Origin of the sequence: Shewanella bicestrii (assembly GCF_002216875.1) — a bacterium.
GTDB classification, from domain to species: domain Bacteria; phylum Pseudomonadota; class Gammaproteobacteria; order Enterobacterales; family Shewanellaceae; genus Shewanella; species Shewanella seohaensis.
Map to the genome: position 1 here is coordinate 4,428,857 of NZ_CP022358.1, position 13,119 is coordinate 4,441,975.

The 13,119-nt window shown below is 49.4% G+C and carries 13 protein-coding genes; 8 read left to right on the forward strand and 5 right to left on the reverse strand.

Features of this window, described 5'->3' with window-relative positions; translation table 11 throughout:
- Positions 1-114: 114 nt before the first annotated feature.
- Positions 115-294 carry a hypothetical protein gene (locus CF168_RS22340; RefSeq protein ID WP_157705989.1) on the reverse strand — a complete coding sequence of 60 codons (180 nt, stop codon included), beginning with the start codon at positions 292-294 and terminating at the stop codon, positions 115-117.
- A gap of 410 nt (positions 295-704) precedes the next feature.
- Between CF168_RS22340 and CF168_RS19355 the strand changes: the two genes are divergently transcribed.
- Positions 705-1,907 (forward strand): dicarboxylate/amino acid:cation symporter, encoded by a 1,203-nt coding sequence (locus CF168_RS19355; protein WP_086903237.1) that lies wholly within the window; start codon positions 705-707, stop codon positions 1,905-1,907.
- Between the two features lie 325 nt (positions 1,908-2,232).
- Positions 2,233-2,415 (forward strand): YceK/YidQ family lipoprotein, encoded by a 183-nt coding sequence (locus tag CF168_RS22590; RefSeq protein WP_240520046.1) that lies wholly within the window; start codon positions 2,233-2,235, stop codon positions 2,413-2,415.
- A 136-nt stretch (positions 2,416-2,551) separates the two neighbouring features.
- Here CF168_RS22590 and CF168_RS19365 read toward each other — a convergent pair whose 3' ends face one another.
- The gene (locus CF168_RS19365; RefSeq protein ID WP_089068696.1) at positions 2,552-3,676 is read right to left on the reverse strand and encodes an aminotransferase class V-fold PLP-dependent enzyme; all 1,125 of its coding nucleotides are present in this window, start codon (positions 3,674-3,676) and stop codon (positions 2,552-2,554) included.
- A gap of 4 nt (positions 3,677-3,680) precedes the next feature.
- Complete coding sequence (locus CF168_RS19370) at positions 3,681-4,859, reverse strand: PrnB family protein (protein ID WP_011627476.1); 1,179 nt, start codon at positions 4,857-4,859, stop codon at positions 3,681-3,683.
- Positions 4,860-5,141: 282 nt separating this feature from the next.
- On the opposite strand from CF168_RS19370, the gene CF168_RS19375 reads away from it, so the two are divergent.
- Positions 5,142-6,485: an anaerobic C4-dicarboxylate transporter gene (locus tag CF168_RS19375; RefSeq protein WP_011621099.1), complete on the forward strand. Its 1,344-nt coding sequence runs from the start codon at positions 5,142-5,144 to the stop codon at positions 6,483-6,485.
- Between the two features lie 78 nt (positions 6,486-6,563).
- On the opposite strand, the gene CF168_RS19380 is transcribed toward CF168_RS19375, so the two are convergent.
- The gene (locus tag CF168_RS19380; protein WP_089068697.1) at positions 6,564-7,175 is read right to left on the reverse strand and encodes a TetR/AcrR family transcriptional regulator; all 612 of its coding nucleotides are present in this window, start codon (positions 7,173-7,175) and stop codon (positions 6,564-6,566) included.
- Between the two features lie 153 nt (positions 7,176-7,328).
- Between CF168_RS19380 and CF168_RS19385 the strand changes: the two genes are divergently transcribed.
- The 4 genes from CF168_RS19385 to CF168_RS19400 all read left to right on the forward strand — a co-directional run bounded on the left by CF168_RS19385 (position 7,329) and on the right by CF168_RS19400 (position 10,431).
- On the forward strand, positions 7,329-8,399 hold the full coding sequence (locus CF168_RS19385) for an MBL fold metallo-hydrolase (RefSeq protein WP_089068698.1): 1,071 nt from the start codon (positions 7,329-7,331) through the stop codon (positions 8,397-8,399).
- 189 nt (positions 8,400-8,588) lie between these two features.
- The gene (locus tag CF168_RS19390; protein WP_089068699.1) at positions 8,589-9,302 is read left to right on the forward strand and encodes a CHAP domain-containing protein; all 714 of its coding nucleotides are present in this window, start codon (positions 8,589-8,591) and stop codon (positions 9,300-9,302) included.
- A gap of 16 nt (positions 9,303-9,318) precedes the next feature.
- The gene (locus CF168_RS19395; protein ID WP_089068700.1) at positions 9,319-9,897 is read left to right on the forward strand and encodes a hypothetical protein; all 579 of its coding nucleotides are present in this window, start codon (positions 9,319-9,321) and stop codon (positions 9,895-9,897) included.
- Between the two features lie 21 nt (positions 9,898-9,918).
- Positions 9,919-10,431 (forward strand): M23 family metallopeptidase, encoded by a 513-nt coding sequence (locus tag CF168_RS19400; protein ID WP_089068701.1) that lies wholly within the window; start codon positions 9,919-9,921, stop codon positions 10,429-10,431.
- 12 nt (positions 10,432-10,443) lie between these two features.
- Here CF168_RS19400 and CF168_RS19405 read toward each other — a convergent pair whose 3' ends face one another.
- Entirely contained in the window at positions 10,444-10,635 is a 192-nt protein-coding gene (locus CF168_RS19405; RefSeq protein ID WP_089068702.1) for a DUF2986 domain-containing protein, read from the reverse strand.
- A 304-nt stretch (positions 10,636-10,939) separates the two neighbouring features.
- Here CF168_RS19405 and CF168_RS19410 point away from each other — a divergent pair, with 304 nt between their 5' ends.
- Entirely contained in the window at positions 10,940-13,111 is a 2,172-nt protein-coding gene (locus CF168_RS19410; protein WP_089068703.1) for a TonB-dependent receptor, read from the forward strand.
- Positions 13,112-13,119 lie beyond the last annotated feature (8 nt).

A 13,119-nucleotide genomic window follows, 5' to 3' on the forward strand; every position in this document is an offset into this window, starting at 1 on the left:
GGCATTAATCGCTTGTGTTCAGCCTTCCCTTAAGGCGGGTTGAGCAAATGCCACAAACAAAAAACGGTCCACTTGGGACCGTTTTTTATGCTGATACATGCAGGAACAAGCTGATTATCTGCAACGACCAAGGCGCGAACCCGTGGTCGTGACTTTATCGCAATCTTTTTTGGTAACTTTCTTCTCGGCGCTGCTTGCCATAGTCGAATCGGTATCAGTATCACTGACCGATGCACAGCCACTCAAACCTAATACGGCAACGGGTAACAGTATCGCAATCCATTTTTTTAGCATTTCATTCATCCCTGATTAAATAGTGATATTGGCCTTGGGTGTTTGCATACAACCCAGTGTGGTTAAGCTAATCAATAAACGAACGAGGCACAACGCTACAAACGAGCCTAACTAGGTAAATACACCTTTCTACTGACGTGCAATCGCCGTGCGGCTAATACACCTAAACAGAAGCTATCATGTTAACAAGAGTCACATCACACGAAATCAGATGAAGAAGAGACTCAAACACGCTTGTTACCCGTAACCCAAGCCAAAACCAAAAAAGAGTTTATTTCCAATCCCTTCTTGCGCTTATGCGAATGACTCGCTAGCTTGAGCATGTCCATGCTGCATGATTGACTCCTCTCATTTGGGCGCACCTAATGACTCACCAACACAATGATAAAAATAACAATAGGCGCTTAGCTATGTGGCAAAAACTTAAACCCTATCAAGACTCTATTGTGCTGCTCAGTGCATTATTACTTGGCGGCATGATCGGCATCTATTGGCCATCCTTGGCGCTAAAGCTCAAACCCCTAGGGCAAATCTTTTTAAATCTGTTGTTTATGATTATCGTGCCCTTAGTAGCGATCAGCGTGACCTCATCGATAGCCCGCATGACGGACTTAAAAAAGCTTGGGGCGATTTTAGTGTCGATTATGGGCGTCTCGATTCTGATGGCGATTATTCCCGCCGTCGGCATCACCTTACTGGCACTGATGTTTGATCCTGCCCAAGGCGTGACCCTCGATCTTAATCAAACCGTTAGCGACACCTCGGGGAAGATGGATTTTGTGGCGCTGCTGACCACCAATGACTTTTCTGGATTACTCTCCAAATCCAATATCTTGGCGCTTATCATCATGTCGGTGATTGCCGGAATCGCCATAGGTCAATCGGGGGAAGATGGCCGTAAAGTCTCGGCACTGCTCGACAGTTTTAATACCGTCATCATGAAGATAGTCGCCATTATTATGCTGGCCGCCCCCGTCGGCCTTGGTGCTTACTTTGCTTCCACCATGGCGAGTCAAGATCCGCAGCTTGTGGTGACCTTTGCCCGCGCCGTGGGATTATTTTTAGTAGCCTGTTTTATCTACCTCACCGTCGGCTCCACCTTTTATGCCTGGCTTGGCGGCGGCATGCACGGAATTAGACAATTTTGGCGCCACGCCCTCGAACCCGCAGTGACTGCATTAGGCACGACTTCGTCCCTCGCAACCCTGCCAGTCACCTTAAGGGCGGCGCTGAAGATGGGGATAAAACCCGAAATCGCCGATATCAGCCTGCCGCTGCTGGTGAATTTGAATAAGGGCGGCGCATCCATTATCACTGCACTGAAGATTGTGTTTATCTACTCTCTGCTCGGGTTAGATTTCACGGTCGATGTGTTTATGGTGACCATACTCATCTCCGTCCTATCCGCCTTCATCATTGGTGGCGTGCCGGGCGGCGCCTTCCTCGGGGAGATTTTTATCGTCACTACCTTAGGATTACCAATGGAAACCATCCCCATTCTAGTGGTGATAGGCGCCATTACCGACGCTCCTTCCACCGTCATAAACGTCGTCCACGATCTAAATGCCAGCCAGATTGTTGAACGCCTCAACCGTAAAAGGCTTGAGCCATAGGGCTGTAATTGCCGAATAATTGACAACGAAACGCATCTGGTTAGAATGCCAAACCATTGAAACAGAGCACATTTGTGCCGAGTAAAATCCGCTATGCTACCGCAGTACCAGAACGCTGAGTCGAGCAAATGAATCAGCCACATGGAAGCGATGCGGTTTTTCAAACATAAACAATGGAGTGGTTATGCGTTGGTTGGCTTGGTTAGTTGTATGCGGGTATCTCAGTGGATGCGCCGCGGTAACGTCGAGAATGGGAGCAGATTCAACCTGGGGTCACTCATTTTCGAGTGTGCAAACGGCTGTAGATAATGGCGAGGAGTGTGTGGTGATATCCGCGATATCCGCCCCGCCTCTGCTGCTGTTTACTGTCCCACTGACACTGGTGGATATGGGCGGCTCACTGGTAGTTGATGCAGTGATGCTACCCGTCGATTTGGCGATAACCCCAAGCAATCCAGAGCTTCACACCCCACGGTCTATGTTCTGCCGCTATAACTACAGTATTTAAGCACATTCGCCAGCCATAAATGACCTTAGCCTCAACCCTGAGGCTAAAGGGTAATGTCATATCGGCATAGGGGTGCAACTAGGTCGCCTTAGCGCACCCCATTCGTAGCCGCTTCGAGCAAGCCCTATTCAATCCGTTAACGACGGGCTTTTATCACCTCCAGCAATTTCGCAATATCGGCCTCATCGTTATAGATATGTGGCGATACGCGTATTCCTAAACTGCGGGCATCGACACTGATATTCGCCTCCGCCAACGCCGCCATGATGGTTGCTTCGCGCTCGCCAAATTGCAGGATCAAGGTGCCACTGCGCTTATCGACTTCCCGTGGCGAGACCAACTCATATTCCAATGTCTGGACGACTGTCTCCATCAACCGCAAGTTATGTTCACGCATCGCCTGTGAGCCAATATTGGCAAAATATTCAATGCTGTGGGCGGCAATCGCATAGGGCGCGATAGAAGGCGTACCGCCCCAAAACCGTAGCGCAGTTGGGTGATAGCGGAAATCATGGATATCAAACTCGAAAGGATTCTCATGGCTAAACCAACCCACATCCTGCGGCTGACACTGGGGCAAAATAGCTGGATTGACCCACAGATACGCAGCCCCTGGGCCTGAGCATAACCATTTCACACTCGAACCAATCATAAAGTCCGGCTGTAGTTTGGTTAAATCCAGCGGCAAAATCCCAGCCGATTGCGCTACATCCACGAGACTCAAGCAGCCACGCTCACGGGCAAGGGGAATGATCTGCGCCAATGGCGCCTGCTGACCAGTATTAGAATAGGCATGGCTGACAAAGACTAAATCGACATCGGCACAAATATGCGCGTCCCACACATTGGGGTCGGTGACATCTAAGCCCTTGGGAATAAAGCGCAGTTCACAGCTTGCGGGTAATGCCTTTTTCAGGGCAAACCCCATGCTGGGAAAATCAATCTCGCTCATCAGCACCACGGCGCCGCCATCCCGCGTTAATCTATCGAGGGACATCACAATTTTGGTCAAGGCGCTCGATAGATTAACCTGCGGGCAAAAGTCCTGTGGCTGACCATTAAAAAGGCTCGCCAGCGCCGCGGTAAAGTTATCGATGACGCCCAACCATTGGCCCCAAGGCTCGCGGCCAGACTCCTGCCAAGGCGCAAAAAATGCCTGCTTAAACGCCTGCTCGGTCGATTTGAGTGGCCGCCCCACGGAATGGTTGAGCAGATAACCTGGGCCTGCGAGGCAAAAGTCTTGTTTTACATTTAGCAGCATGGCCTTACCTTAAACTGTCTTTGAGTTTTTTCAGATCGTGATAACGGGTACGAATATCGTGTCGCAACACCGCGGCGCGTCTATCCCTTAAGCGCTCGAGGGAGCCTAGCAGCACATGCAATGGTGGACCACTGGCGGTGACCTTGGCTAAATGTTGCTGCTCCATATTCACCGAAGGCTCGGCAATATATTTAGTCACCAACTCATTGTGGTGTTGAATGGCGGTTTCGCCATGCAACTCACAGACTTCGATAAACAGCTTAAGGTTTTCCTGATACCAATCCTGCTGCACGCAGGCCTTTGACTGTAAAAAGTCATCCATCAAATTCGGACGGCGCATACACTCCCGCAGGATTTGTTGGTCCTCTGGCATCATGTATAAAAACTTATCCACCAGCATTTGCGAATAGGCCGATTCGTTGGCAAAACATAATCCTAGGGTTAAATCGATAACGTTAATTCCGGCAAAGTCGCCAGCATTGGCGCCGCGATACACCACTGAGCCAACCCGATAGGGTTTGTAATAGGGGCGCACGCAATAGAAGAAGCGGTCGGTATCTAACCGTTTGAATAACTGCTGGTTTGACTCAATCACATCCTGCAATGCTTGCTTGGCGACCCGCAGCAAATCGTGGCTAATAGGATGAGAGATCCCCAAGGGCTGAATTTTTAATAAGGCATCGCTGGCACGCTTATAGGCCAAGATGCCCTTAGTGTTGTAATCCACAAACAGCTTCTCGTCGGGCAGATCGGTAAAGCGTTTGTAGATACCATTGTGGGCACGGTTATGGGTGGTTAAATGAGCAGTAGCAAAGCGTGGCGTCACACCGATGGAGGCGCCGATATGCATAGCGAGCGCCGAAGCCTCGACCAGTGGTGAAGTGGTTTCCCGCGTCGGCTCGGTAATCTCATGACGACGACAGGCGGCCATATACAGGCCGACATTCCCTAGTAGATCGAAGGCACTGTCGAAGCCTTCATCGGTATTGCCTTCATCGAGCAGCGCCTTAATCAGCTCACGCCCTTCACTTTCTAATGTTTGCTTAAGCTCGGTGCCGATATCTTGCACATTGGCGCGGTCGGTCTGCTGGTAATAAAGCTGTTCGAGCTGGGAGTTAAGTTCCACAAAGCGACTGCGGATCCACTCATCGAAAGCTTCGGTGTTATAGGTGGCAGGTTTCACTTGGACATCCTTGGAAATTGTTATGGTTATTTTTACCGGAGCAAGTACTGATAGACGCGTTTTTACTTGGCTACTGGCGTCTTTAGCGTATCCGAGTTAACAAGAATGCAACTTCTGCTCGCACGTTTCTAGCGCTAGCTCAAATTTATGAAAAATCCAATGCCACTTTTTATTTACACCTTGCGCCAGCGCAAGTTCTCAAATCCATTCCCCTCGCACAATAGCGCCAAATATAGCTAGTCCTAATGCAATCGCGCGGCAGGTTCCGCAGGGGTGAATCAAATGATTTTAATGGAGTTTATTGTCGTACTCGGCTGTTTACTGCTCGGTACCCGCTATGGCGGTATGGGGCTAGGACTGATAAGTGGTATTGGCTTATTTTTACTGACGTTTGTGTTTGGTCTCGCCCCCGGACAACCGCCCGTACAGGTGATGCTCACCATTCTTGCGGTGATAGGCTGTGCCTCGGTGTTACAAACCGCAGGTGGTTTAAATGTGATGATGCAATTTGCCGAGCGTTTACTGCGCCGCCATCCACAATACATCACCATTCTGGCGCCGCTCACCACTTGGACCTTAACCTTTTTATGCGGAACCGGCCATGTGGTTTACACCATGTTCCCGATCATCTCCGATATCGCCCTGAAGAAAAACATTCGCCCAGAACGCCCCATGGCGGTGGCATCAGTCGCCTCGCAAATGGCGATTTGCGCTTCCCCAGTGTCGGTCGCCGTGGTTTCTATGGTATCGATTTTGGCGGCGCAGCATGGCGTCGGCCATGCCTACAGCATGCTAGAAATTTTAATGGTGTCTGTACCAGCATCCCTTTGCGGTGTGTTAGTGGCGGCACTCTGGAGCCTGCGTCGTGGTAAAGATTTAGATAAGGACGAAGAGTTTCAGGCGCGAATTAAAGATCCCGAACAAAGGGCGTTTATCTACGACAAGAGCGAGACTCTACTGGATCAAACCTTTCCTAAGGAAGCCTATTGGGCGACGGGGATTTTCTTTACAGCTATCGCCGCCGTGGTATTACTTGGCTCCTTTAGCGAACTGCGCCCTGTGTTTGAGGTGAAGGGCAAGCTGGCGCCGCTATCGATGAACTTAGTGATCCAGATGATGATGTTGATCGCTGGTGCTTTTATCTTAATGAGCTGCAAAGTCAAACCCACAGAAATTGCCAACGGCCCAGTGTTTAAGGCCGGCATGGTAGCGATTTTCTCGGTATTTGGCGTGGCTTGGATGAGTGATACTTACTTTATCAGCCATATGGATGTACTGAAGGAAAACCTCTCCCATGTGGTGCAAAACCAACCTTGGACCTATGCCTTAGTGCTGTTTTTAATCTCAAAACTGGTCAACAGCCAAGCGGCGGCGCTCACAGCTATTGCGCCCATGGGCTTGGCCTTAGGCGTCGATCCTAAGTTGTTGATTGCCTTTTTACCTGCGAGCTATGGTTACTTTGTACTACCCACTTATCCAAGCGATTTGGCCTGTATCGGCTTCGACCGAACAGGGACAACCAAAATTGGTAAGTTCATCATTAACCACAGCTTTATTATTCCAGGATTGATAGGCGTGGGCACAGCATCGACCGTCGGTTATCTGCTGGCGACCACCTTACTGTAAGCACGGTTTGAGGCGATAAAACACATAAGACCGATAACGTGAAAACGTTATCGGTCTTATGCTTGAAACAAGTGAAAGTTAAGTACGATACATGGCGAGGAACATACGGATATTGGCATCAATGATCTCTTGCCGTTGCTCATCGTGATTTTTCAAATGGAACAATTTCGGCCAAAAGGCGAAGGCCTTAAACATCCCCCAAAACTGGGTTGCCGCCAGTGGAATATTATCGATTTTTAATGCCTTATGGGCCACGGCTCCGGCAAGCCACGCCTCTAATCCACCTTCTTGCTTAGCTAATCGTTCCATGGCCTCGGTCGCTTGAACCGGTGAACGAATAAACTCGGCCATCACTACCCTTGCCACTCGCAGGAAATCCGGTTGCTGATACAGCTCCCAGCAGCGACGCGCAATCTGTTGCAATTGTGATTCGAGGCTCTGCTCAGGATTAAATGCCAAGGTGGCCGCTTCCTTAGTGCGCGCCCACAGGTCACCGGTTGTCGCCTCGAATAACACTTCTTTGCTGGGGAAATGATTGTAAACAGTGCGCTTGGAGACATTGGCACGCTGGGCAATTCTATCCATGCTGGCGCCGGCAAAACCATTGACCATAAATTCTTCCTGTGACGCGTCGAGGATCGCCAAACGCTTCAGTTGGGAATGTGTCAGTTTTACTGCTTTTTCTGCCATTGTGGTATGCCATCAAAATATTTGCCGAGATTTTACACTATTGAGTTTACTTTTGCACAGCCTTGAGTAAACTACACTGTGTAGTTTACTTTTATCAAGTTTACGATGCGACTCAAAATCACCTTGGCCATACTGTTACTCGGGAGTGTTATTATGACCTTAGATCCCAACACCATTCAAACTGCCCCAACTCAGGATCAACGCTTTCGTAATGAAGTGCCAAACACTCACAGTGGTGAAGGTAATTTACCTGCTATTTTATGGCGTTACGTCACCGAGCGTATTCCCGATAAGAGTCCGAGCCAAGCGCTACCTATTCAGCCCATGCAACTATCCGCCACGGCGGAGGCAACGCCTATGCTGTATAAAATCAGCCACTCCACTGTGCTGTTACAGCTAAACGGCCAGTATTGGTTAACCGATCCTGTGTTTTCAAAGCGCGCCTCACCAAGCCAATGGTTTGGTCCAAAACGTTTTCACGCTCTGCCCATTGAGCTCGAAAATATTCCTCCGCTCGCTGGGATTATCTTGTCCCACGATCATTATGATCACTTAGACAAGCAAAGCGTAGTGGCGCTCGCTTCGCGCACTCAGAAGTTTATTGTGCCACTGGGTGTCGATAAACATTTGATTGCTTGGGGGATACCGAAGGAAAAAATTATCGCCCTCAACTGGTGGCAGACAACCGAACATCAAGGTGTGCGCTTTACCGCCACGCCAGCACAACATTTTTCGGGCCGAGGGCTGAAAGACAGAAATCAAACCCTGTGGGCCTCTTGGGCTATTCAATCCCCTGAATTAAATATCTTTTTCAGTGGCGACTCAGGCTATTTTGATGGTTTTAAAAAGATTGGCGATAAACTGGGCCCCTTCGACCTCACCTTAGTCGAAACCGGTGCCTACGATGAGATGTGGGCCGATATCCACATGCAGCCAGAGCAATCGCTGCGGGCGCATTTAGATCTTCAAGGTCAATACCTTATCCCAATCCACAACAGCAGTTTCGACTTAGCGCTGCACAGTTGGTACGAACCCTTAGAGCGAATTGCCGCGGCGGCGAAAGCCTATGCTGTCCCCCTGCTGACTCCTGAATTTGGTCAAGGGATTAACCTCAATGAGCTAGCCCACAGCCCAGCACTCAATCAAGGGTGGTGGAAGTCATTCTTACCCAAGGACAGACCGGAGTTTGAAGTAGTTCCAGTCAAACTCGCCTCCAACAAATAGTCATAGAGGTATTTCCTTAGCGGCGCTTAATCAGTGCGCCGCTAAGGTTCCTCCCCACCCCAAGTACAACGAAAGCATTAAGCTCCCGGCAAACAGTCAGTACGCCTAGACGTTTTTAGCGACATCAGCATACAATCCGACCTTGTATCCTGCTGAATCAATTTATCTTTTGAGAATGTCGTACTAAAGATGGTGAAAGGTTTTCGTTTATTGATACTCGCAGCGAGCCTAGTCTGTGGCCTTGGTTATCTCGGCTACCACGGGCTAACTCGTTATAACTTAAATACGGACTACCAAGTGGGTGATGTACTCGACTCACTCAATGGCGTCGAGATTTATTATAACGGCGGCGTCAACACTAACGAGGGGCGCAACCTCTCCCTCGACGGCTATAACCTGGGTATCAAATACCAATGCGTAGAGTTCGTTAAACGTTACTTTTACATGCGTTATCAACACAAAATGCCCGACAGTTTCGGTCACGCCAAAGACTTCTTCAACGACCTGTTGCCCGATGCGAGCTGGAATGAAAAACGCGCCCTACGGCAATATACCAATGGCAGCCAAAGCAAACCTATGGCCGATGATTTACTAGTATTCGCGCCATGGATGTTTAATCCCTACGGCCATGTCGCGATTGTCGCCAGCGTCACGGAGACCAGTATCGAAATTGCCCAGCAAAACCCCGGCCCTTTTGCGCCGTCACGGGAGGTTTTCCCCTTAGTGCAACGTGAAGGCCTGTGGTATATCGATACCCCGCGCACCAAGGGTTGGTTACGCTGGGAAGCTCCCGCAGCCATGATTGTGGCGGGAGAGGTTGAGGAAAGCGTAGGGGAGAGTGTTGAAGGAAATACTGAGGGAAATCCCCAAGCAAACCAACAAGCGACTCCACTTAAACGCTAAGGTTAGGAGAACAAAAATGGGACTACTCGACTGGCTAAAACGACACCTCGGCCCTAAGGCGAATCCGGACTCACAGACTGCGGATCTCCAAGCGATTTTTAATGGGCCCTTACCTCGCCTGCTTTTGCCCAGCCATCAAGTTTATCCCATCGTCACCCCCGCGATGCAGCCCGATCTCGCCGCCTATCAAATACATTGCTTGTTGAGTAACCAAGATAAACAACGACTCGATGCCCTGCTCGCCGAGATGGCATTCGCGCCTGTTGTTGAAAAGGATGCAGCATCGAGTAAGCTGTTGCACCATGCCCAAGGGCAAAGCCATGTTTTTCTACATCAATATGCTGATTTTGCAGGGTTCTGCGTGCTACTCATCAGTAATGATATCGCGCTGTTGCAACGACTAATCGGCTTTAAGGCTGCGCCACCAGCACCGTGGGAAAGCTTTCCCGATGTCGATCCTGATACACTCGGGAGTCTGCAGGGCAATATTGAGTTTTGGTGCGATACGTTTTGGCGGCCTTACTGGTTATCACTCAGTGAGGCCGAGCGCAGTCAGTACCCCACTAATTGGCATGAATTCAGTGAGTTCCACTAGCAGCGTTATACGGAGGTCAAAATGAAGCTCAAATTTATCACGGTCGCCATGCTGCTTTTTATTCTTGCAGGATGCCTAGTACCAGAACAGCCCGTCATCCCAGTCAAAGGCGCCAGCAATAAGGATTGGAATAGCCAAACCTTTTGGTATGAACCCTGGGGCAGCTCAGGCACCCACAAAGGCATTGATATATTTGCCGCGGCCAATACGCCCGTAATCGCGCCAACGCCGCTGTTACTTCTGTATAAAGGGGAGTTTTTTAAGGGTGGCAAGGTAGTGGTAGGACTTGGCCCCAAATGGCAAATCCACTATTTTGCCCACCTCGATAGCCTTAACGCATCGACAGGGTTATTTGCGGGACGCGGGGATGTGCTAGGTACTGTCGGCACGACGGGGAACGCCCAAGGCAAACCGCCCCATTTGCACTATTCCATTTTAAGCATGTTACCCAGACCTTGGTTAATCGACACTTCAACCCAGGGATATAAAAAGGCGTTTTACTTAAATCCAATCGACTATTTAGACCCTAAGTAAAGGATTGGTCGGTTAAGCATTCCTGTTGGCAACGACTTCAGCGGGTTGTTCAACGGGTTGAGTCACCTCGGTTTCTACCGCGATGGCCTGCGCCGCCCGCTCGGCTTTAGAAACGTATTTAGGCTTATTGCTGCTATGCAACTTGGCATTGGCTTTTTTCGCCTTCTGTTTAAGCGTTTGGTTAATCTTCTTTTTACGGTTCATATCGGCACTAAGGCGTGAAAAAGGTCGCCATTATATTCTTCCTTCGACTCGGCAACAAATCGGCGGTTCAGCCTACGTGCAAACCCTCAATCTAAATGCACCTATATTGATAACCGAGTCACAAGTTCAAGAAAGTGCCACTTTTTCCACGCATTTTATTTACAACTCGACTAGACAAGCCCAATTCACTTCCTTAAAATCAGCGGCAATAAAAATCGTTATCATTTGCAATGTTGTTTAACGGAATAGTCTGATGCCAAGGATATCGGTGTAGCAAATTCACTCGCCCTTAGCAGGAAGTTATATGACGTTCAAAACCTCGTTTGTTGCCCTCGCCGTATTTACCGCCCTCACCCAATCCGCAGTGGCTCAAGAAGCCCCAGATACGGGAACGAATAAGAATAAAGACATCGAAAAGATCACTGTCACCGCGAGCCGCATGGATAAATCGCCAAGCTCCATTCCCAATACAGTGACCATTATCGACCGCGTGCAACTCGAAGAGCAGTTCCGCACTACTAAAGATTTATCGACCATTATCGGCAACTTAGCACCTAGCTTTTCACCCAGCCGCCAGAAGATGAGTAACACGGGCGAAACCCTGCGTGGCCGTCCGCCATTAATAATGATCGATGGAGTGCCCCAATCCAACCCACTGCGTAGTGGTGGTCGTTCGGGACAAACTATCGACCCTGCGATGATCGAGCGTATCGAAATTATCCACGGCGCCAATGCGATGCACGGCTTAGGCGCACAGGGCGGTATCATCAACTACATCACCAAAAAACCAACGGGCGATAACCAACACGTCGTCAGTTTCGATGTTACTGTGCCCGACTCGCTCAAATCGAACGGTGTAAGTTTTGGTGCCAGCTATGCGTTTTCGGGCGAATCCGAGCTGATCGATATGTTGGGCTCGGTGAGCTATCGCAATAACGGCGTGTACTACGATGCAAACCACGATGTGATTGGCGTGGACACGACGCAAGGCGAGTCCATGGACAGCCAGAGCAAAGACTTCTTTATCAAACTCGGCCATAACTTTGCCGAGTCGCGCTTAGAGCTGATGGTTAACCATTACAACATGGAGAACAATGGCGATTGGATGCCGGTGAAAGGCGATATCACCACTGGCAAACCAACGGGCGCAATCGAAGAAAAACAACCTTGGGAAGCGGCCAACAACCAAGTCACGACGACTAGCCTCACTTACACCCACGAGAATATTGCTGGTCAACAGCTGAGTATTCAGTTGTTTAATCAAGATTTTGAGGCCGTGTATGGCGGTGGCTGTAACAAGACTTTCTACGATCCTGCATTTGCCAATAACGACAACCTAGTACAATGCGAAGGCCCTAAAGGCGAGAGTTGGTACTATGAGCAATCGCGTAACTCTTCGGTCAAATGGGGATTAAAAACCTCGTTAATTGCCAAAAACATTGCCGATACGGGTATCGACGCCGCCTATGGTATCGACCTGTTCCGCGATACCACTGAGCAGGATTTAGTGCAGACGGGTCTGTCGTGGGTGCCTGAAAGCACCTATGACAACTTCGCGCCTTATTTGCAGTTAGATTATGATTTAATTACTGATCTAACCCTATCGACCGGCGTACGCTACGAGCACGCTAAACTCAATGTCGATGACTACAAGACGCTCTACGGTGCAGGGAATAAACAAATCGAAGGGGGCGAAGCGAGTTTCGACGAGACCCTATTCAACATAGGTGTCTCCTACAAGATCACTCCAGATATCCGCGTTTACACTAGCTATAACCAAGGCTTTGGTATGCCAGACATCGGCCGTATTCTGCGCGACGGTAACAGCTTCCCCGGAGCAAACCCAAGTATCAGCGACTCTCTATCCCTTGCACCGATTGTGACGGATAACGTGGAGTTTGGCGCCGATTACCAAGGTGAATTCTTGAGCGCTAAGATTGCTTACTACCGTTCGGCCACCGATTATGGCGCCCGTTTAGCCTTAAACAGCGACGGCTTCTACGACGTTAAACGTGAGAAGAGCGTCATTGACGGTATCGAAGCCAATATCACCGCCTACCTGACCAGCAACGACGATCTGGGCATGAATCTAGCGATTCAGCGCGGTGAATACGATTCGAATGATGACAACAAAACAGATACCGATCTCGATGGTGCCAACATTTCACCAAATCGTATCAACCTGTTCTGGACCCATAATTTCGATAACGAAATGTCGACGCGCGTACAGGCAAACTACTTTATGGACCGTGATTTCGAAGATGCCACGGGTGAGAAATATGCCGAGTTTAATGGCTACACCACTGTCGATGCGTCATTCTCAATGCCGCTCTACACTGGCACCTTAACCTTAGGCGTGCAAAACCTGTTTAATAAGGATTATTTCAACTACTACTCACAAACTATGGGTACTAATGATCGTTATTTCAAAGGCATGGGTCGCACCGCAACACTCGGTTATACCGTGGCTTTCTAATTAGCACG

What these genes read in the sequence shown, in the direction of transcription:
- CF168_RS19380 (WP_089068697.1), bottom strand. Translation starts at nt 7,175, where the DNA reads ATGGCAGAAAAAGCAGTAAAACTGACACATTCCCAACTGAAGCGTTTG.
- CF168_RS19355 (WP_086903237.1), top strand. Translation starts at nt 705, where the DNA reads ATGTGGCAAAAACTTAAACCCTATCAAGACTCTATTGTGCTGCTCAGT.
- CF168_RS22340 (WP_157705989.1), bottom strand. Translation starts at nt 294, where the DNA reads ATGCTAAAAAAATGGATTGCGATACTGTTACCCGTTGCCGTATTAGGT.
- CF168_RS19385 (WP_089068698.1), top strand. Translation starts at nt 7,329, where the DNA reads ATGACCTTAGATCCCAACACCATTCAAACTGCCCCAACTCAGGATCAA.
- CF168_RS19365 (WP_089068696.1), bottom strand. Translation starts at nt 3,676, where the DNA reads ATGCTGCTAAATGTAAAACAAGACTTTTGCCTCGCAGGCCCAGGTTAT.
- CF168_RS19375 (WP_011621099.1), top strand. Translation starts at nt 5,142, where the DNA reads ATGATTTTAATGGAGTTTATTGTCGTACTCGGCTGTTTACTGCTCGGT.
- CF168_RS19405 (WP_089068702.1), bottom strand. Translation starts at nt 10,635, where the DNA reads ATGAACCGTAAAAAGAAGATTAACCAAACGCTTAAACAGAAGGCGAAA.
- CF168_RS19395 (WP_089068700.1), top strand. Translation starts at nt 9,319, where the DNA reads ATGGGACTACTCGACTGGCTAAAACGACACCTCGGCCCTAAGGCGAAT.
- CF168_RS19400 (WP_089068701.1), top strand. Translation starts at nt 9,919, where the DNA reads ATGAAGCTCAAATTTATCACGGTCGCCATGCTGCTTTTTATTCTTGCA.
- CF168_RS19390 (WP_089068699.1), top strand. Translation starts at nt 8,589, where the DNA reads ATGGTGAAAGGTTTTCGTTTATTGATACTCGCAGCGAGCCTAGTCTGT.
- CF168_RS19410 (WP_089068703.1), top strand. Translation starts at nt 10,940, where the DNA reads ATGACGTTCAAAACCTCGTTTGTTGCCCTCGCCGTATTTACCGCCCTC.